Origin of the sequence: Streptococcus sp. NCTC 11567 (assembly GCF_902141215.1) — a bacterium.
Lineage (GTDB): Bacteria > Bacillota > Bacilli > Lactobacillales > Streptococcaceae > Streptococcus > Streptococcus dysgalactiae.
In genome coordinates, this window is record NZ_LR595857.1 from 930,492 (window position 1) to 951,521 (window position 21,030).

The window sequence follows — 21,030 nt, forward strand, 5'->3', positions numbered from 1 at the left end:
TGAACTCAGGTTAACATAATAAAAGACATCAGCGGTTAAGTTGTTTTTGAACGATCGTAGTTGTCCTTCTTGATAGCCTGTGCATCATGAACTTATGTCAAACATTCAGAATATGTCCCTTGAGGACATTATGGGGGAGCGTTTTGGACGTTACTCCAAGTACATTATTCAAGAACGGGCGCTTCCAGATATTAGAGATGGATTAAAACCTGTTCAGCGCCGCATTCTTTATTCAATGAATAAGGATGGTAATACTTTTGAAAAAGGTTACCGTAAATCAGCCAAATCAGTTGGTAATATTATGGGGAATTTCCACCCACATGGGGATTCCTCTATTTATGATGCCATGGTACGGATGAGTCAAAATTGGAAAAACCGTGAAATTCTTGTGGAAATGCACGGAAATAATGGTTCAATGGATGGTGATCCGCCTGCGGCTATGCGTTATACAGAAGCTCGCTTGTCTGAAATTGCGGGTTATCTTCTTCAAGACATTGAAAAAAATACGGTTCCCTTTGCTTGGAACTTTGATGACACAGAAAAAGAACCGACGGTTTTACCAGCAGCTTTTCCTAACTTACTTGTCAATGGGTCTTCTGGTATTTCCGCAGGTTATGCGACAGATATTCCACCACACAATTTGTCTGAAGTGATTGATGCCGTTGTTTACATGATTGACCATCCCAAGGCTAGCTTAGAGAAATTAATGGAGTTTTTGCCAGGACCAGATTTCCCAACAGGAGGTATTATCCAAGGAGCTGACGAAATCAAAAAAGCTTACGAAACAGGTAAAGGACGTGTCGTCGTTCGCTCTCGGACGGAAATTGAGGAACTTAAAGGTGGTAAACAACAAATTATTGTCACTGAGATTCCTTATGAAGTTAACAAAGCAGTCTTGGTCAAAAAGATTGACGATGTTCGTGTTAACAATAAAGTCCCAGGCATCGTAGAAGTACGTGATGAATCTGATCGCACAGGTCTTCGCATAGCTATTGAGTTGAAAAAAGATGCAGATAGCCAAACCATTCTAAATTATTTGTTGAAATACACAGACCTTCAAGTTAATTATAATTTTAATATGGTTGCCATTGATCACTTCACACCACGTCAAGTAGGGCTTCAAAAAATACTATCAAGCTATATCAGTCACCGTAAAGATATTATTATCGAACGCTCCAAATTTGATAAAGCCAAAGCTGAAAAACGCCTCCACATTGTTGAAGGATTGATTCGTGTCTTGTCCATCTTAGATGAGATTATCGCTCTAATTAGAGCGTCTGACAATAAGGCTGATGCTAAAGAAAATCTGAAAGTCAGCTATGATTTCTCTGAGGAACAAGCAGAAGCGATTGTAACCTTGCAGCTTTATCGTTTAACTAATACCGATATTGTTACTCTCCAAAATGAAGAAAATGATTTAAGAGACTTAATCACGACCCTTTCCGCTATTATCGGTGACGAAGCAACCATGTATAACGTCATGAAACGTGAATTAAGAGAAGTGAAAAAGAAATTCGCCAATCCTCGTTTATCAGAGTTACAAGCAGAAAGTCAAATCATTGAGATTGATACTGCCAGCTTGATTGCAGAGGAAGAAACTTTTGTTAGTGTGACACGGGGCGGATACCTCAAAAGAACCAGCCCACGATCCTTCAATGCGTCTAGTTTGGAAGAAGTTGGCAAGAGAGATGATGACGAACTCATCTTCGTTAAACAGGCCAAAACAACAGAACACCTTTTGTTGTTTACAACTTTAGGCAATGTCATTTACCGGCCAATCCATGAATTGACCGATTTACGTTGGAAGGATATCGGTGAACATTTATCACAAACCATTTCAAACTTCGCGACAGAAGAAGAGATTCTCTACGCAGATATTGTGACTTCCTTTGACCAAGGTCTATACCTTGCTGTCACACAAAATGGTTTTACCAAGCGTTTTGAACGTCAAGAATTGACGCCTTGGCGGACCTATAAATCTAAATCAACCAAGTATGTGAAATTAAAAGATGCTAAAGATCGTGTAGTGACCTTGACACCGATTGTTATGGAAGACCTTTTATTAGTCACCTATCATGGTTATGCTTTGCGATTCTCTAGTCAAGACGTTCCAATTCAAGGATTGAAATCATCTGGTGTTAAAGGGATTAACTTGAAAAATGAGGATAAACTTGTTTCCGCTTTTTCGGTGACAAGTAACTCTTTCTTTGTCTTAACTCAGAGGGGGTCCCTCAAACGTATGGCTGTAGATGATATTCCTCAGACAAGTCGTGCTAATCGTGGGCTATTAGTTCTACGAGAGCTAAAAGCAAAACCTCATAGAGTTTTTCTGGCCGGAGGCGTTCAATCAGATACTTCAGCTGAGCAGTTTGATTTGTTCACTGATATACCTGAAGAAGAAACTAATCAACAAATGCTTGAAGTCATTAGTAAGACTGGTCAAACCTACGAGATTGCTTTAGAAACGCTTTCGTTATCGGAAAGAACCAGCAATGGCTCCTTTATTTCAGATACTATTTCGGATCAAGAAGTACTGGTAGCTAGAACACGTTAAAAAGAGTGAAAACTCTTTTCAGATTGAAGACAAACATCGATTGGTGTTTGTCTTTTTTAGTGTTTTTAGATAAAAATGGCTGTTTCCGTGCTTAAACCACCTCATCTGAACAAAATAAAAAGGCTCTCCCGCCATCCTTTTGACCAGTTTTTTGAGATTTAAGCATGCCAAAGTCAGTCCAACCTTATCTTCCATTTTGGACTTGCCTTTCTCTCTCGTATAGCGGAGATTGTGGTATTCCTTGGCTGTGCCAAACAGTCGTTCAATCGTCTCTTTCCGATGCTGGTAGAGCTCCTTCATCCCCCTTTGATGACGAATGTCCTCGCACTGTTCCAAATAGTCTTTCCAAATATGCCGTGTGACAACTTTTTGGTGGTTCTTACTGGTCGTACATACAGATAACAGGGGACAATTGGCACAAATTGCAGGGTCACTTTTGTATTCTCGGTAGCCTTCTCTGGTCGTAGTGCGGTAGGTCAAGGCTTGATGTTCAGGGCAGATGACACAATCAAAGTGCTCATCATAAATCAATTCTTTCGGACGTAGAAGGTCTTTCTTTCCTCTTGGTCGTGTGTAAGGAAGGACAGGAGTGATCTCCTTATCAATCAGAAACTTGGCAATGCTAGGAATTTTATAGCCGGAATCCGCAATAATAAACTGTGGTTTCAAGGGTTCAAGCTTGGCAAAAAGTGCAGGAAAAGCCTGACTATCATGGATATTGCCAGCCTCAACACTATAAGCAAGCGCCCATCCATACTTGTCACAAGCCACCTGAGCAGAATAAGCGAAGACTTCCTTATGATCCCCTTTGTGAAACCAGCCACTTTCTGGATCGGTTGTGGAGATTTTCTTAGCGACGGGCTCTAGCTCTTTGGCGGGCCCTAGCGGCTTTTTTTTCCATGCTTCTCCCTATCCCGATTGATTTCGATTTCTAGCTGTTCACTCATGAACTTGGCTTGTTTTTCCACCTCTCGGTTGATGAACTTGCGAGTATTAGCCGCAGCCTTAATATGAGTCCCATCTATGAAAATCTCCGTCGGGTCAATCAGGTCTGTATTGATACATAGCCCAAGAATATGCGTAAAAATGGACTCAATCAAGCCTTTTTCTTGAAAGCGACGGGAATAATTTTTGCCATAGGTTGTGACATGTGGCACCTTGTCATCCAAAGTCAAACCTAAAAACCAGCGATAGGCAGTATTCACTTCAATATCCTTGATGGTCTGACGCATGGAACGAATGCCATAAAAGCACTGAATCAGAGGGATTTTAACCAACATGACAGGATCAAGGCTAGGGCGACCATTATCAGACGAATAGGTGTCTTCTACTAGGTCATAGATGAAGTCGAAGTCAATCACAGCTTCCACTTGGCGCAGGAAATGTTCATCAGGCACTAACTGGTCAAGGGTATAGAAACCGTACTGATTGCGGTTATAATCAGGTTTTTCTTTGTGTAACATAGGAGAACCTCACAAGTCCTTTTTCTTATATTATACTCCTAAATATCATGAAAAGCCCCTAGAAAAGTGATTCTAAGGACTTTGTCTTCAGTCTGAAAAGAGTGAAAACTCTTTTTAATTTTATGGTAAATTAAGAACATTAAAGCAAAAGAATAAAATAGACTTGAAAATTATTGAAAAAAAGTTACAATAGAAAAAAGTAGAAAAGAGGTACGATGATGACAATAGCAATTGATTGGGACAACCTAGGATTTGAATATCATAAGTTGCCGTTCCGTTACATTTCTTATTACAAAAATGGTCAATGGGACAAAGGTCAATTAACAGAAGATGCCACCTTACATATCTCAGAAAGCGCTCCAGCACTTCACTATGGACAACAAGCATTTGAAGGTTTAAAAGCTTATCGAACTAAAGACGGTTCAATCCAATTGTTCCGTCCAGACCGTAATGCAGCCCGTTTGCAAGCGACAGCAGATCGTCTCTTGATGCCCCAAGTATCAACCGAGCAATTTATCGATGCTGCTAAGCAAGTAGTTAAAGCCAATGAAGACTTTGTACCACCTTATGGAACTGGTGCAACCCTTTATCTCAGACCGCTATTGATTGGGGTTGGAGATATTATTGGGGTTAAACCTGCGGAAGAATATATTTTCACTATTTTTGCCATGCCAGTAGGAAACTATTTCAAGGGAGGACTTGCTCCTACAAACTTTATTGTTTCTGAAGAATTTGACCGTGCTGCTCCTTACGGAACAGGTGCTGCTAAGGTGGGAGGAAACTATGCAGGAAGTTTGTTACCAGGTAAAGCTGCTAAAACAGCTGGCTTCTCTGATGTGATTTACCTAGATCCAGCGACTCATACCAAAATTGAAGAAGTAGGGGCAGCAAACTTTTTTGGTATTACCGCAAATAATGAGTTTATTACGCCACTTAGCCCATCCATCTTGCCATCTATTACGAAGTACTCACTCTTACAATTAGCTGAAGAAAGACTTGGTATGACAGCAATTGAGGGAGATGTTCCAATCGCAGAATTGGATAAATTTGTGGAAGCCGGTGCCTGTGGGACAGCAGCGGTCATTTCTCCAATTGGTGGTATCCAGTACAAGGATCAATTGCATGTCTTTTACAGTGAAACAGAAGTTGGACCAGTAACGCGCCGTTTGTATGACGAGTTAGTTGGTATCCAATTTGGTGACATTGAAGCCCCAGAAGGTTGGATTGTAAAAGTTGATTAAAATAAAGCTTGCTCTTGCAAGCTTTTTTGATTTTGTGTAAAATAGACAAAGTGAGGTAAAGTGATGAGTAAAAAAGATAAAAAGATTGAAATTCAATTAATTGATCATAAAGTAATGGTCAATCAAACTAAAATTGACGGTTATCAGTTGCAGATTGGAAAACGTGTTGTTGGAGAAATTGCAGAGCTTGATGAGAAATTTGCGGTAATAAAAAATGACACTGTGGATAGCTTCTTTAAAACCCTTGAGCAAGCGGTTGAAAATATCATTGAAAACTACAATTTGAATCATTAAAAGTAGGTAAAAACACTTGCCAGCTTACAAAAACTATGATAGAATAGTTTTTGTTGTTACGGAAAGATAGCGAAGAGGCTAAACGCGGCGGACTGTAAATCCGCTCCTTCGGGTTCGGGGGTTCGAATCCCTCTCTTTCCATCTCAGAAAGATGATTTATTAAAAGATTAGATTTCTGTGAAAGACATTTTGGGGTATAGCCAAGCGGTAAGGCAAGGGACTTTGACTCCCTCATGCGTTGGTTCGAATCCAGCTACCCCAGTCAGAGGTATCAGATGTTGTCTGAGACCGTCAAAGATAAGAGTTGTTGTCGTTGCGGGTTACCTTGAGAAAATATATTGTTATCAAAAGCTAGCATTGGCTAGCTTTTGTTGGAGGATTTTTTAGAATGAATGAATTTGAAGATTTGCTAAACAGTGTTAGCGAAGTGAACCCTGGTGATGTTGTCACTGCGGAAGTTTTAACTGTTGATAACGGTCAAGCAAACGTTGTTATCGAAGGAACAGGTGTTGAAGGTGTCTTGACACTTCGTGAATTGACTAACGACCGCGATGCTGATATTAACGACTTTGTTAAAGCTGGCGACACAGTTGAAGTACTTGTTCTTCGTCAAGTAGTAGGTAAAGATACTGATACAGTTACTTTCCTAGTATCTAAAAAACGTTTGGAAGCTCGTAAAGCCTGGGACAAACTTGTTGGTCGTGAAGGCGAAGTTGTCACTGTTAAAGGTACTCGTGCTGTTAAAGGTGGCCTTTCAGTTGAATTTGAAGGACTTCGTGGATTTATCCCTGCTTCAATGATTGACACTCGTTTTGTTCGCAACACAGAAAAATTTGTTGGTCAAGAATTTGATGCTAAAATCAAAGAAGTTGATGCAGCAGAAAACCGTTTCATCCTATCACGTCGTGAAGTGATTGAAGAAGCAGCTAAAGAAGCTCGTACTGAAGTATTTTCTAAACTTTCAGAAGGTGCAGTTGTTACTGGTACAGTTGCGCGTTTGACAAGCTTTGGTGCTTTCATTGACCTTGGTGGTGTTGACGGACTTGTTCACGTGACTGAATTGTCTCACGAACGTAACGTGTTACCTAAATCAGTTGTTTCTGTTGGTGAAGAAGTTGAAGTTAAAGTTCTTTCAATCGATGAAGAAGCTGGTCGTGTATCACTTTCACTTAAAGCAACAACACCTGGACCATGGGATGGTGTTGAACAAAAACTTGCTCAAGGTGATGTTGTTGAAGGTAAAGTTAAACGCTTGACTGACTTCGGTGCTTTTGTTGAAGTATTACCAGGTATCGATGGACTTGTTCACATTTCACAAATTTCACACAAACGTGTTGAAAATCCAAAAGATGTTCTTTCAGTAGGACAAGAAGTGACTGTTAAAGTCCTTGAAGTGAATGCTGCTGATGAGCGTGTATCACTTTCAATCAAAGCTCTTGAAGAACGTCCAGCTCAAGCTGAAGGCGAAAATAAAGAAGAAAAACGTCAATCACGTCCACGTCGTCCAAAACGTGAAGCAAAACGTGACTACGAACTTCCAGAAACTCAAACTGGATTCTCAATGGCTGATCTTTTCGGTGATATTGAATTATAATAAATCTAAAATGTTGAGGGAAACCTCAACTTTTTTACATATTCTCGTCAGAAAAGTCATTCCCCATTTCATAAATTTATGATATACTATAAAGGTATTGACCACCTTTAGTGTAATGGATATCACGTAAGATTCCGGTTCTTGAGATGGGGGTTCGATTCCCTCAAGGTGGAGTAAAACATATAAAAAAGCCTATTACAATAGGCTTTTCAGACTGAAGACAAAGTCCTTAGAATCACTTTTCTAGGGGCTTTTCATGATATTTAGGAGTATAATATAAGAAAAAGGACTTGTGAGGTTCTCCTATGTTACACAAAGAAAAACCTGATTATAACCGCAATCAGTACGGTTTCTATACCCTTGACCAGTTAGTGCCTGATGAACATTTCCTGCGCCAAGTGGAAGCTGTGATTGACTTCGACTTCATCTATGACCTAGTAGAAGACACCTATTCGTCTGATAATGGTCGCCCTAGCCTTGATCCTGTCATATTGGTTAAAATCCCTCTGATTCAGTGCTTTTATGGCATTCGTTCCATGCGTCAGACCATCAAGGATATTGAAGTGAATACTGCCTATCGCTGGTTTTTAGGTTTGACTTTGGATGACAAGGTGCCACATGTCACAACCTATGGCAAAAATTATTCCCGTCGCTTTCAAGAAAAAGGCTTGATTGAGTCCATTTTTACGCATATTCTTGGGCTATGTATCAATACAGACCTGATTGACCCGACGGAGATTTTCATAGATGGGACTCATATTAAGGCTGCGGCTAATACTCGCAAGTTCATCAACCGAGAGGTGGAAAAACAAGCCAAGTTCATGAGTGAACAGCTAGAAATCGAAATCAATCGGGATAGGGAGAAGCATGGAAAAAAGCCGCTAGGGCCCGCCAAAGAGCTAGAGCCCGTCGCTAAGAAAATCTCCACAACCGATCCAGAAAGTGGCTGGTTTCACAAAGGTGATCATAAGGAAGTCTTCGCTTATTCTGCTCAGGTGGCTTGTGACAAGTATGGATGGGCGCTTGCTTATAGTGTTGAGGCTGGCAATATCCATGATAGTCAGGCTTTTCCTGAACTTTTTGCCAAGCTTGAACCCTTGAAACCACAGTTTATTATTGCGGATTCCGGCTATAACATTCCTAGCATTGCCAAGTTTCTGATTGATAAGGAGATCACTCCTGTCCTTCCTTACACACGGCCAAGAGGAAAGAAAGACCTTCTACGTCCGAAAGAATTGATTTATGATGAGCACTTTGATTGTGTCATCTGCCCTGAACATCAAGCCTTGACCTACCGCACTACGACCAGAGAAGGCTACCGAGAATACAAAAGTGACCCTGCAATTTGTGCCAATTGTCCCCTGTTATCTGTATGTACGACCAGTAAGAACCACCAAAAAGTTGTCACACGGCATATTTGGAAAGACTATTTGGAACAGTGCGAGGACATTCGTCATCAAAGGGGGATGAAGGAGCTCTACCAGCATCGGAAAGAGACGATTGAACGACTGTTTGGCACAGCCAAGGAATACCACAATCTCCGCTATACGAGAGAGAAAGGCAAGTCCAAAATGGAAGATAAGGTTGGACTGACTTTGGCATGCTTAAATCTCAAAAAACTGGTCAAAAGGATGGCGGGAGAGCCTTTTTATTTTGTTCAGATGAGGTGGTTTAAGCACGGAAACAGCCATTTTTATCTAAAAACACTAAAAAAGACAAACACCAAATCGATGTTTGTCTTCAATCTGAAGCCTATTACAATAGGCTTTTTTGTTAGATGTCCAAAATGATTGAGAAGGGTTGACGAACTTTTCAGAATTTCTCTTTCTCTAACTTTGGTAAAGTCGAGTCTGTTTGTTTAAGGTTCAAGACCTGTCTGAGACATTTCTGTCAGTTGGTTGTTTTCAAAGACAAGAGAAATATTGGCACCATTTGTTTCGGTTTTTAAGCCGCTAATCCAAATGGCCTGTAAACTTTGATTGTCACTCGAAGAAGCTTGGCTGTAATTATCTGGTTCAGTCAGGATTTGTTTGACTGCTTCATAGGACATACCTTTTTTTAATTTTTGATAATCTTTTTGTGAAAGGTTTAAGTCCCTCACAAAAGCAAAGTTTGATATCGTTTTAACGATACTACTATTATCATAGAGATTAACATTCAGCGTCACTTGGTCAAATTTCCAAGTATAGGAATCAAGTGTCACACTTCCTGCGGGCCGTTTTTCATTTTGAGTAGGTTGTCCAAAAAGTGCTATGAGCTCTTCAAGACTGGTACCACCCTTAAATTCAGCAGCAGCAGTAGCTAGTTTTATTTTTTCAACATTAGCGCGAACATCTTGATGATCTGCCTTTTGGACCTCTGCTGTAGTGGTTGTTTTACTGCTTGGAGGAGTGGTTTTGTCTTTACTGGTGGAACAAGCTGATAAAGATGCCACAAGTAAAGGAAGCATCAAGAAACTAAGCACGGTGTGTTTTTTCATAATCATTTCCTAACTCTTTTCTTTTAACCCATTATAACATATTTTAAACCGAAAAAGAGGAGTTTGGGGAGAAATGGAAACCTCTTTCAAAAAGACTTTGCTTAAAGTATAACCTGATAGGAGGCCTCGAAAATGATATCTCAGTTAGATGATAACAGTAACAAAAAGTCTTTAAAGGATGTCAGGTATTCCTTTTTGTTCTCCCTTTTATAGAAAGTTACGGTAACTTATGAACAAGACAAAAAGAAAAAACCTTGATATAACAAGGTTTTAATAAGTTATGGTTACTTACGGTAAGTATTGATGGAGCTGGTGGGAGTCGAACCCACGTCCAAACACCTGTCAACATATTTATCTACGTCCATAGGTTATGTCTTCATTTAACAAACTAAGGACACATAACTCAAGCCATTAGTTTGCGAGTCTATTAATCTCTTGTTACGAAACTAGACAATTTCGTAACCGTAGCTTGCTATTTTGAGACTTCTAACAGGACACAAGCAATCTTGTAGAAGTCACGCTAGCTGGTTTTTAGGCAGCTAAAGCGTAAGAGTTTGTATTTTTTGCAGTTATATTTAACTGGCAATTTACATCTGCCGATGGGACGCAAAACATGCCTCATAATGCCTGTCGAATCCGTAACAACCCCTAATATAAGGTTTAGTAATAACTTACTTTATTTATTATATCAAAACTCTTTAGAAATAGCAAAAAATCATAGCTTATGGTATGATGAAGTTATGAAGAATCGACAAAGAAAAGCCTATGAGACTTGGCAAAAAATCATTAAACTTTTAGGAATCCTCGCTTTAATTGGATCCTTTGTCCTTGCCTTTTGGCTTTACAAGTTAGGTATTTTAAATGATAGTAATGCACTAAAAGATTTAGTCCAACAGTATAAGGTATGGGGACCACTTATTTTTATTGTGGTTCAGATTATTCAAATCGTTTTTCCTGTCATCCCCGGGGGACTTACAACTGTAGCAGGCTTTTTGATTTTTGGCCCAATAGCAGGTTTTATTTACAATTATGTTGGTATTATAATTGGCAGTGTGATTCTCTTTTTGTTAGTAAAAACGTACGGCCGCAAGTTTATTTTGCTTTTTATGGATGAAAAGACTTTTTATAAGTACGAGCGTCGTTTAGAAACGCCTGGTTATGAAAAGTTATTTATTGCTTGTATGGCTTCGCCAATTTCTCCAGCGGATATTATGGTGATGATTACAGGCCTAACAGATATGTCTTTAAAGCGGTTCACAACCATTATCTTGGTCACTAAACCTATTTCCATTATTGGTTATAGCTATCTCTTTATCTTTGGTAAAGATTTGGTGTCATGGCTACTACATCGTTAATAAATGTTGTCTCAGTGCTAAACTACCTCGCTTCATGATGGGGTAGTTTTTTAATAGCTTCGACTGAAGTTAGGCATTAATAGCAAATACAAAACCTTCCCTTTAAGTAGCTATTTAAAGGGAAGGTTTGAGTGATTATTGAATATTGAGTTTGTTCTTAATAATAAAATGAGTGCCTAGGTAGCAAATCAGCATCTCAACAAATTCTTCTACAATGATAACATAAAGGTATACATGTTCTTTGTAGGGGAGGACTTCTGAAGTTGATTCAAAGCCAAAAACTTTTAAGTTGAGATAAGTGGTTGCTACGCTAAAGAGGATCATCAAGGTAAAGTAAGCGATAAAAGCCATTAATCCACGACGATTAGAGAAAAGTTGTCCAATTGAAATAGCGAAGTAAAGAAGTAGGATACTTGCTAGAGATGAGACAAGTAGATAACTTAAAATGAAAGCATTATCGAGAATATATTCGGCCTTGATAACTTTTGATAGAGTTTCCACAACATCCTTAAAATCAACCATTGGCACGATCAAGATGGCAATTCCAAAAATCAAAATGATCAGATTAAAAAGGCTACAGATGAAAGAAGCCACCAATTTTGAAAGAATAATCTGGTGAGAAGTCACAGGTAGTGTTAAGGTTAAATACCCTTCACGACCAAAAATATTTTTACTAAAGCGATTAATGATAATCAGTAAGGTCGACAAGAGGGAACCTGTAATTAAAGCACCAAAAGTTAATGATAAGGTCAATGGGAGCATTTTATCAATGACTGTTCCAAATACACCAGCATTATCAGCCTGTTGTGTAAATTGTTTAATGGTAAATGATAAAATGGCAGCAATAGCAATAACAGCTGCGTTGAGAGCAAAGTACCATTTACCGATAGATTTGAATTCGTATTTTAATAATTTTCCAAACATGCTAACCTCCTAGACCTTGTAAGTTTCCCTAAAGAGAGAGTCAATAGACTGCTGATGTTCTTGTCTTAAATTATCAGCGTTTCCACATAGGCAAAGTTTTCCTTTTTTCAAGAAAATCACTTCGTCAAGGATAGGTTCAATGTCTGAAATCAAATGGGTTGAAATAATAACCGATGCGTCTTCAGAGTAGTTATTAATAATGGTTTTAAGGATATAGTCTCTAGCAGCAGGATCAACACCACCGATAGGCTCATCTAGAATATAAAGTTTTGCTTTACGGCTCATGACAAGAATCAATTGAGCTTTTTCTTTATTTCCTTTTGAAAGATTTTTAAATCGGTCTTCAGGGTCCAATTCCAAATCCCTTAAAAGGCTAGTGGCTTTGGCTTTATCAAAATCCTTGTAAAAATCACTAAAGAAATCTAACATGTCCTTGATTTTCATGTTTTCATTCAGGTAAGTGGTATCAGGTAAGTAAGAGATAATTTCTTTGGTATTGACAGATGGGCGATAACCATCAATGACGATATCACCTTTGTTTGGTTGTAAAAGACCATTTATTAGTTTGATAAGGGTTGTTTTGCCGCTTCCATTTGGTCCCAATAAGCCAATGATTTTACCGCTTGGAATCGTAACAGTCAAATCGTCAATCGCTTTTTTTCCTCGGTAAGATTTTGAGACATGGTGCAGTTGCAATAGTTGTGCCATTATTCTGAAGCCTCCTCTAAAAAGGTTGTTAAAACTGGAATAATTTCGGTGCGATCAAATCCCATTTTAGTCATGTTATTGACAAATGATTCTAACTCACTAATTGCTAATTCGCGTCTTTTATGGGCAATTAGCTCTTGGTCGTCAGTTACAAAACGGCCAGCAGTACGTTGCGAATAAACCATTCCTTCACGTTCAAGCTCAGTAAATGCCCTTTGCATGGTATTAGGATTGACACCAGCAATTTCAGCATATTCACGAACAGTTGGGAGTTGGTCTCCACTCTTGATTTCTTGGCTGATAATTTGCATCATCACGTGCTGAGCTATCTGCGCATAAATAGGAGATTTTTCATCAAATTTCCAAGACATGTGGTCTCCTCTCTAAATATTATAGATAATTGTACTAAATAAATGGTACAGAAAAAACGCTAAAATGTCAAGTTTTATGCTGTTTTCTTCATATATAATAGTAAGTTAATAGACATAAAGGAAAATAGAAGCAGTAAAAGCTTTTTCATAGTATAATAGGTAATATGACAAGTAAAGGAGAAGTTCATGTTTGCTCAATTAGATACCAAAACCGTTTATTCATTTATGGATAGTTTGATTGATTTAAGTCACTATTTTGAACAAGCAAAACAACTTGGCTACCAAACTATAGGAATTATGGATAGGGATAATCTTTACGGAGCTTATCATTTTATTAGAGGTTGCCAAAAACATGGACTTCGACCTGTTTTAGGTTTGGAAGTAGAGGTTGTCTATCAAGAGCAGCAGGTGCTCCTTAATTTAATTGCCAAGAATACACAAGGCTATCATCAGCTTTTGAAGATTTCCACGGCAAAAATGTCGGGCAAGCTTCAGATGGACTATCTCTGCCAACATTTGGAAGGATTAGCGGTTATTATTCCTAATAGGGTCTGGACCGATACATTAGCGGTTCCCTTTGACTATTATATCGGTGTTGACCAGTATACTGATTTTTCTCATATGGATTCTAAGAAGCAGTTTATTCCCCTAAGGACAGTTCGTTATTTTGCACAAGATGATATGGAAACCCTGCACATGCTGCATGCCATTCGAGATAACCTCAGTCTGGCGGAAACCCCTGTGGTAGAAAGTGATCAAGAGTTAGGAGATTGTCAACAATTAACTGCCTGCTATCAAGCACACTGCCCCCAAGCTTTACAGAATTTAGAAGACTTAGTGTCAGGAATCCACTATGACTTTGATACAGACTTAAAATTGCCTCGTTTTAATCGTGATAAGTCTGCTAAACAAGAACTGCAAGAACTGACTCAAGCAGGTTTAGTGGCTAAAGGCTTATGGCAAGAGCCTTATCAGACACGGTTAGCTCATGAATTAACTGTTATTTCTGACATGGGCTTTGATGATTATTTCCTTATTGTGTGGGATTTACTTCGTTTTGGACGCAGTAAGGGCTATTATATGGGAATGGGGCGTGGCTCAGCCGCAGGAAGTTTAGTTGCCTATGCTCTGGACATTACAGGGATTGATCCGATACGACATGATTTGCTTTTTGAACGCTTTTTAAATAAAGAACGTTATAGCATGCCTGATATTGATATTGACCTCCCTGATATCTACCGTTCAGAATTTCTTCGCTATGTGCGTAATCGGTATGGCAGTGATCATTCTGCCCAGATTGTCACCTTTTCGACCTTCGGTCCTAAACAAGCGATTCGTGATGTTTTTAAGCGGTTTGGCGTTCCAGAATATGAATTAACTAATCTCACTAAAAAGATTGGTTTTAAAGATAGTTTAGCCACAGTGTATGAAAAGAATATTTCCTTTAGACAAACCATTAATAGTCGAGTTGAATTTCAAAAGGCTTTTACTATAGCTCAACGGATTGAGGGGAATCCAAGACAGACCTCTATTCATGCGGCTGGTATTGTGATGAGTGATGATAACCTAACAAATCATATCCCGCTAAAAGCAGGTGATGAGATGATGGTTACCCAGTATGATGCTAATGCTGTTGAAGCAAATGGTCTTTTAAAAATGGATTTCTTGGGGCTTAGAAATTTAACGTTTGTTCAAAAAATGCAAGAGAAGGTTGCTAAAGAGTATGGTCAACACATTGACATTGCAGCAATTGACTTAGAAGATCCCAAAACATTAGCCCTGTTTGCTAAAGGAGATACCAGAGGTATTTTCCAATTCGAACAAAATGGGGCTATCAATCTTTTAAAACGCATTAAACCTCAACGTTTTGAAGAAATTGTGGCGACAACCAGTTTAAATAGACCGGGCGCCAGTGATTACACTGTGAATTTTATTAAGCGACGCCAGGGACAAGAAAAGATAGATTTAATTGATCCTGTTATTGCGCCTATTTTAGAGTCTACTTATGGGATTATGCTCTATCAAGAACAGGTCATGCAGATTGCTCAGGCCTATGCAGGTTTTACGCTTGGAAAAGCCGACTTGTTACGCCGTGCTATGTCTAAGAAAAATCTCCTTGAAATGCAGAAAATGGAAGAGGCTTTTGTTGCAGGTGCTAAGCAATTAGGGAGGTCCGAAGAAACAGCTAAGTTACTTTTTAAACGGATGGAAAAATTTGCGGGTTATGGCTTTAACCGTAGTCATGCCTTTGCTTACTCAGCCTTAGCTTTTCAATTAGCATATTTTAAGGCTCACTACCCTGCGGTTTTTTACGATATCATGATGAATTACTCTAGCAGCGATTACATTACAGACGCTCTAGAATCGAACTTTCAAGTGGCACAAGTTACTATTAATAGTATCCCATACACTGATAAAATTGAGTCTAATAGTATCTACATGGGACTAAAAAACATCAAGGGATTACCAAGAGATTTTGCTTATTGGATTATTGAACAGAGACCCTTTAGCAGTGTAGAAGATTTCTTGACCCGAGTACCTGAAAAGTACCAAAAGATAGCCTTTTTGGAACCCTTAATTAAAATAGGATTATTTGACTGCTTTGACCCTAATCGAAAAAAGATTTTAGAAAATTTAGAGGGGTTATTAGTGTTTGTCAATGAACTGGGGTCTTTATTTGCGGACTCTTCCTTTAACTGGGGTGACACAGAAGATTACTCAACAACTGAAAAATATTCTTTTGAACAGGAACTCATTGGGGTTGGTATGAGTAAGCATCCCTTAATTGACATTGCGGAGAAAAGTACTCAAGCTTTTACTCCCATTTCACAGTTAGTCAAGGATAAGGAAGCAACCATACTGGTTCAAGTAGATAGCATCAGAACGATTAGGACAAAAACAAGCGGGCAGCAAATGGCGTTCCTATCAGTTAATGACACTAAGAAAAAGCTTGATGTCACCCTTTTTCCAGAAGAGTATGCTATTTATAAAGACCAGCTGAAAGAAGGAGAACTCTATTACCTAAAAGGTAGAATTAAAGAAAGAAATCACCGGCTGCAGATGGTGTGTCAGCAAGTGCAAATGGCTATTAGCCAAAAATATTGGTTATTAGTTGAAAACCATCAGTTTGATTCACAGATTTCACAAGTTTTGGCAGCTTTCCCCGGAAAAACTCCGGTTGTCATTCACTATCAAGAAAATAAGGAAACAATTGAATTAACTAATCTCCAAGTTCAACTGAACCCTACCTTGGAAGAAAAACTTCATAGCTACGTTTTGAAAACGGTTTTTCGATAAAAATAGTCGAATAGTGAAGTAATTTGCAAACGAATGTGCTATAATAAAAACGTTAAATTAATTAAAGGAGTACCAAAAAATGAAACGTATTGCTGTTTTAACCAGTGGCGGTGACGCTCCTGGTATGAATGCTGCTATTCGTGCAGTCGTTCGTAAAGCAATCTCAGAAGGAATGGAAGTTTATGGTATTAACCGTGGCTACGCAGGCATGGTTGACGGTGATATTTTCCCATTAGGTTCAAAAGAAGTGGGAGATAAAATTTCACGTGGTGGGACTTTCTTATACTCAGCTCGTTATCCAGAGTTTGCTCAACTTGAAGGTCAATTGGCTGGTATTGAGCAACTTAAAAAACATGGTATTGAAGGTGTTGTTGTTATCGGTGGAGATGGTTCTTATCATGGCGCTATGCGCTTGACAGAGCACGGCTTCCCAGCGGTAGGTATCCCAGGAACAATCGATAACGATATTGCGGGAACTGACTACACTATCGGATTTGATACAGCAGTTAACACAGCAGTTGAAGCTATTGATAAACTTCGTGACACCTCATCAAGCCACGGACGTACTTTTGTGGTTGAAGTGATGGGTCGCAATGCGGGTGATATTGCTCTTTGGGCAGGTATTGCTAGTGGTGCTGATCAAATCATTGTTCCAGAAGAAGAGTTTGATATTGAAAAAGTGGTATCAACAATCCAATATGATTTTGAACACAAAGGTAAAAATCACCACATCATCGTCTTAGCTGAAGGTGTTATGAGTGGTGAAGCTTTTGCTCAAAAACTTAAAGAAGCTGGCGATAAGAGTGACCTTCGTGTGACAAATCTTGGCCACATTCTTCGTGGGGGTTCACCAACTGCTCGTGACCGTGTCATTGCTTCTTGGATGGGTTCACATGCTGTTGAGCTACTTAAAGAAGGCAAAGGTGGCTTGGCTGTTGGTATTCATAATGAAGAACTTGTTGAAAGCCCAATCCTTGGTACTGCAGAAGAAGGTGCTTTGTTCAGCTTGACTGAAGAAGGCAAGATTATTGTTAATAATCCACACAAAGCTCGTTTAGACTTTGCAGCTTTGAACCGTTCATTGTCACAATAAGTTTAGTTAAAATTGTTAAATTGTCAATTATTGACAAAAAAATAAGGGAGTTTCAGAGTAAAATGAATAAACGCGTAAAAATCGTTGCAACACTTGGTCCTGCGGTTGAAATCCGTGGTGGTAAAAAATACGGAGAAGATGGCTACTGGGCTGGTCAACTTGATGTTGAAGAATCAGCAAAAAAAATCGCTGAATTAATTGAAGCTGGTGCGAATGTTTTCCGTTTCAATTTCTCACACGGTGACCACAAAGAACAAGGTGACCGTATGGCAACTGTCCGCCTTGCAGAAGAAATTGCTCGTCAAAAAGTTGGTTTCCTTTTGGATACTAAAGGTCCTGAAATGCGTACTGAATTATTTGCAGACGATGCTAAAGAGTTCAGCTATGTTACTGGAGAAAAAATCCGTGTAGCGACTACACAAGGTATTCAATCAACTCGCGATGTTATTGCTTTGAACGTTGCTGGTAGCCTTGACATCTACGATGAAGTAGAAGTAGGTCATACTATTCTTATCGATGATGGTAAGCTTGGTTTGAAAGTGATCGACAAAGATATCGCAACACGTCAATTTATTGTTGAAGTAGAAAACGACGGTATTATTGCTAAACAAAAAGGTGTTAATATCCCTAACACTAAAATTCCTTTCCCAGCACTTGCGGAACGCGACAATGCTGATATCCGTTTTGGTCTTGAACAAGGACTTAACTTTATTGCAATCTCATTTGTTCGTACAGCCAAAGACGTTGAGGAAGTTCGTGAAATCTGTCGCGAAACTGGTAACGACCATGTTCAATTATTTGCTAAGATTGAAAACCAACAAGGTATCGATAATCTTGATGAAATCATCGAAGCTGCTGATGGTATCATGATTGCACGTGGCGACATGGGTATCGAAGTACCATTTGAAATGGTTCCAGTTTTCCAAAAAATGATTATCACTAAAGTGAATGCAGCTGGTAAAGCAGTTATCACAGCAACAAACATGCTTGAAACAATGACTGAAAAACCACGTGCGACACGCTCTGAAGTATCTGACGTCTTCAATGCTGTTATCGATGGTACTGATGCAACAATGCTTTCAGGAGAGTCAGCTAATGGTAAATACCCAGTTGAATCTGTTCGTACAATGGCGACTATTGATCGTAATGCACAAACTCTTCTTAACGAATATGGTCGTTTAGATTCATCTGCATTCCCACGTACAAACAAAACTGATGTAATTGCTTCAGCGGTTAAAGATGCAACTCATTCAATGGACATCAAACTTGTGGTTACAATTACCGAAACTGGTAATACTGCACGTGCGATTTCTAAATTCCGTCCAGATGCGGACATCTTAGCTGTAACATTTGATGAAAAAGTACAACGTGCATTGATGATTAACTGGGGTGTTATTCCAGTTCTTGCTGAAAAACCTGCATCTACTGATGACATGTTTGAAGTAGCAGAACGTGTGGCTCTTGAAACTGGTTTGGTTCAATCTGGTGATAACATTGTTATCGTTGCAGGTGTTCCAGTTGGTACTGGTGGAACAAACACAATGCGTGTTCGTACTGTAAAATAAGTTTATTAAAGTAACTGATCGAGGATTAGAAGAGTTTTCTTCTAACCTCTTTTTTATTGGAAGAGAAATGTTACCCTAACAATGCATACTCTTTTATCTTAGAAACACGCCAAACGCATGAAGAAACTTTTGTTTTCAGAAAACTAGATTCATAATGACAAAATCAATCAAAGTAGTACACTATAGATGAGGTGACTACGATGATTGATTTTATTATTTCTATTGATGATTGCGCAGTTGAATTGGATAGTCGTCAATCTTGGAAAATTCGCTACCCCTTATCAACCATTCTATTTCTTGTCTTCGTTTGTCAGTTAGCTGGCATTGAAACCTGGAAGGAGATGGAAGATTTTATTGAAATGAATGAACCATTGTTTGCGACCTACGTTGATTTGAGTGAAGGTTGTCCGTCTCATGATACCTTAGAGCGTGTGATTAGTCTTGTTAATTCAGACCGTTTAAAAGAGCTTAAAGTTCAATTTGAGCAATCATTGACAAGCTTAGATGCCGTTCATCAACTGATTTCAGTGGACGGTAAAACGATTCGAGGCAATCGAGGTAACAATCAGAAGCCTGTTCATATTGTAACGGCTTATGATGGGGGTCATCATCTTAGTTTGGGACAGGTAGCGGTTGAGGAGAAAAGTAATGAAATTGTTGCCATTCCTCAGTTATTGCGGACGATTGATATCCGTAAAAGCATTGTAACGATAGATGCAATGGGCACGCAGACGGCTATCGTTGATACGATTATTAAAGGTAAAGCAGACTATTGCTTAGCCGTCAAAGGAAATCAAGAAACACTTTATGATGATATTGCTCTTTATTTTAGTGATGTCAACTTATTGGAAGAACTCCAAGAAAATGGACAGTATTATCAGACTGTTGAAAAATCTAGGGGACAGATTGAAGTTAGAGAATACTGGGTGTCTTCCGAGATCAAATGGTTGTGTCAAAATCATCCCAAATGGCATAAGTTACGTGGTATTGGGATGACTCGTAACACGATTGATAAGGATGGTCAGCTGAGTCAAGAGAATCGTTATTTTATCTTTAGCTTTAAGCCGGATGTCCTCACATTTGCCAATTGTGTACGAGGTCATTGGCAGATAGAGAGTATGCACTGGTTATTGGACGTTGTTTATCATGAAGATCATCATCAGACATTGGATAAAAGAGCCGCATTTAACCTAAATCTTATCCGAAAAATGTGCTTATATTTTCTCAAAGTGATGGTATTTCCTAAAAAAGACCTCAGTTATCGTCGCAAACAACGGTATATTTCTGTCCATTTGGAAGATTATTTAGTCCAATTATTTGGAGAAAGAGGCTAAGCAGATCATTGATTTAAAAAGGAATCTTTTCAAAATTGATGTCCGGGCACAAAAGGATGAAGAGAAAGTTTTCATGCGTACGGCGTGATCTTAGAAATTGTCTGCTTTTTTTCTGGTCTATAACATGGTATAATAAGGGAATAGACTAGGAGTTAATATGGTAAAGCGAGATTTTATAAGAAATATATTATTGTTATTAATTGTGATTATTGGCGTCATTTTGTTGAGAATTTTTGTTTTCTCAACCTTTAAAGTGACCCCAGCAACGGCCAATGCTTATTTGAAGAATGGTGATTTAATCACTATTAAGAAAAACATTCAACCTAAATACAAAGATTTTGTGGTTTACAGGGTTGATAAAAAGGATTATGTGAGCCGTGTTGTTGCTGTCGAGGGAGATAGTGTCACCTATATGGATGATATTTTTTACCTCAATAATATGGTGGAATCACAAGCCTATCTTGAAAAGATGAAGACACGTTACTTGAATAACGCTCCTCTTGGAACTTTATACACTGAAGATTTTACAATTTCAACTATTACTGGTGATAAGTATCAAAAGGTTCCTAAAGGAAAATATCTTCTTCTAAATGATAACCGGAAAAATACGAATGACAGTCGTCGCTTTGGGTTAATAGATGCCTCGCAGATTAAAGGCTTAGTGACCTTTAGAGTTTTGCCTCTCAGCGATTTTGGATTTGTAGAAGTAGAGTAGTTAACTAACTGCTCTCTTTTTTTAGTCCATAATCTGTCGATTA

At 38.8% G+C, this 21,030-nt stretch carries 14 protein-coding genes, 3 tRNA genes, 1 other RNA gene and 2 pseudogenes; 14 read left to right on the plus strand and 6 right to left on the minus strand.

All coding sequences use genetic code 11. The features are described 5' to 3' along the window. Positions 1-94: 94 nt before the first annotated feature. Positions 95-2,554, plus strand: coding sequence for a DNA topoisomerase IV subunit A (gene parC, locus FQT67_RS04790; protein WP_046177539.1), 2,460 nt, complete (start codon positions 95-97; stop codon positions 2,552-2,554). A gap of 18 nt (positions 2,555-2,572) precedes the next feature. On the opposite strand, the pseudogene FQT67_RS04795 reads toward parC, so the two are convergent. Beyond that, positions 2,573-4,017, minus strand: a pseudogene (locus FQT67_RS04795) (IS1182 family transposase). A gap of 218 nt (positions 4,018-4,235) precedes the next feature. Between FQT67_RS04795 and FQT67_RS04800 the strand changes: the two are divergent. From FQT67_RS04800 to FQT67_RS04830, 7 genes and pseudogenes are all read left to right on the plus strand, one after another. Then, on the plus strand, positions 4,236-5,258 hold the full coding sequence (locus tag FQT67_RS04800; RefSeq protein WP_015057616.1) for a branched-chain amino acid aminotransferase: 1,023 nt from the start codon (positions 4,236-4,238) through the stop codon (positions 5,256-5,258). 63 nt (positions 5,259-5,321) lie between these two features. Then, a complete protein-coding gene (locus tag FQT67_RS04805) occupies positions 5,322-5,552 on the plus strand; it encodes a DUF2969 domain-containing protein (protein ID WP_003057631.1) in 231 nt (76 codons plus the stop codon). Between the two features lie 60 nt (positions 5,553-5,612). Further along, positions 5,613-5,693, plus strand: a tRNA-Tyr gene (locus FQT67_RS04810). 49 nt (positions 5,694-5,742) lie between these two features. Further along, positions 5,743-5,814: transfer RNA gene (locus FQT67_RS04815), tRNA-Gln, on the plus strand. A 126-nt stretch (positions 5,815-5,940) separates the two neighbouring features. Continuing rightward, a complete protein-coding gene (gene rpsA, locus FQT67_RS04820) occupies positions 5,941-7,146 on the plus strand; it encodes a 30S ribosomal protein S1 (RefSeq protein WP_046177575.1) in 1,206 nt (401 codons plus the stop codon). Between the two features lie 101 nt (positions 7,147-7,247). Then, positions 7,248-7,319, plus strand: a tRNA-Arg gene (locus FQT67_RS04825). 132 nt (positions 7,320-7,451) lie between these two features. After that, positions 7,452-8,923 (plus strand): annotated as a pseudogene (locus FQT67_RS04830) (IS1182 family transposase). 81 nt (positions 8,924-9,004) lie between these two features. On the opposite strand, the gene FQT67_RS04835 reads toward FQT67_RS04830, so the two are convergent. Then, positions 9,005-9,625, minus strand: coding sequence for a DUF3862 domain-containing protein (locus FQT67_RS04835; RefSeq protein ID WP_046177558.1), 621 nt, complete (start codon positions 9,623-9,625; stop codon positions 9,005-9,007). Positions 9,626-9,926: 301 nt separating this feature from the next. After that, positions 9,927-10,274, minus strand: a transfer-messenger RNA (tmRNA) gene (gene ssrA / locus FQT67_RS04840). Between the two features lie 91 nt (positions 10,275-10,365). Here ssrA and FQT67_RS04845 point away from each other — a divergent pair. Further along, positions 10,366-10,980 (plus strand): TVP38/TMEM64 family protein, encoded by a 615-nt coding sequence (locus FQT67_RS04845; protein WP_003053567.1) that lies wholly within the window; start codon positions 10,366-10,368, stop codon positions 10,978-10,980. Between the two features lie 135 nt (positions 10,981-11,115). Here FQT67_RS04845 and FQT67_RS04850 read toward each other — a convergent pair whose 3' ends face one another. From FQT67_RS04850 to FQT67_RS04860, 3 genes are read right to left on the minus strand one after another with little or no spacing between them, the layout of a single operon-like run. Then, positions 11,116-11,904: a hypothetical protein gene (locus tag FQT67_RS04850; RefSeq protein ID WP_046177557.1), complete on the minus strand. Its 789-nt coding sequence runs from the start codon at positions 11,902-11,904 to the stop codon at positions 11,116-11,118. Positions 11,905-11,913: 9 nt separating this feature from the next. Then, on the minus strand, positions 11,914-12,612 hold the full coding sequence (locus tag FQT67_RS04855) for an ABC transporter ATP-binding protein (protein ID WP_003053563.1): 699 nt from the start codon (positions 12,610-12,612) through the stop codon (positions 11,914-11,916). Continuing rightward, positions 12,612-12,983, minus strand: coding sequence for a GntR family transcriptional regulator (locus FQT67_RS04860; protein ID WP_003053565.1), 372 nt, complete (start codon positions 12,981-12,983; stop codon positions 12,612-12,614). The genes FQT67_RS04855 and FQT67_RS04860 overlap by 1 nt, the downstream gene beginning before the upstream one ends. A 186-nt stretch (positions 12,984-13,169) precedes the next feature. Here FQT67_RS04860 and FQT67_RS04865 point away from each other — a divergent pair, with 186 nt between their 5' ends. The 5 genes from FQT67_RS04865 to lepB all read left to right on the plus strand — a co-directional run bounded on the left by FQT67_RS04865 (position 13,170) and on the right by lepB (position 20,987). Continuing rightward, positions 13,170-16,280, plus strand: a complete 3,111-nt coding sequence (locus FQT67_RS04865) for a DNA polymerase III subunit alpha (protein ID WP_046177556.1) — start codon at positions 13,170-13,172, stop codon at positions 16,278-16,280. Positions 16,281-16,359: 79 nt separating this feature from the next. Next, the gene (pfkA, locus tag FQT67_RS04870) at positions 16,360-17,373 is read left to right on the plus strand and encodes a 6-phosphofructokinase (protein WP_003053569.1); all 1,014 of its coding nucleotides are present in this window, start codon (positions 16,360-16,362) and stop codon (positions 17,371-17,373) included. A gap of 62 nt (positions 17,374-17,435) precedes the next feature. Beyond that, entirely contained in the window at positions 17,436-18,938 is a 1,503-nt protein-coding gene (gene pyk / locus FQT67_RS04875; protein ID WP_003053551.1) for a pyruvate kinase, read from the plus strand. 200 nt (positions 18,939-19,138) lie between these two features. Then, the gene (locus FQT67_RS04880; RefSeq protein ID WP_115256893.1) at positions 19,139-20,272 is read left to right on the plus strand and encodes an ISAs1-like element IS1548 family transposase; all 1,134 of its coding nucleotides are present in this window, start codon (positions 19,139-19,141) and stop codon (positions 20,270-20,272) included. Positions 20,273-20,429: 157 nt separating this feature from the next. Continuing rightward, positions 20,430-20,987 carry a signal peptidase I gene (lepB, locus tag FQT67_RS04885; protein ID WP_003053555.1) on the plus strand — a complete coding sequence of 186 codons (558 nt, stop codon included), beginning with the start codon at positions 20,430-20,432 and terminating at the stop codon, positions 20,985-20,987. Positions 20,988-21,030 lie beyond the last annotated feature (43 nt).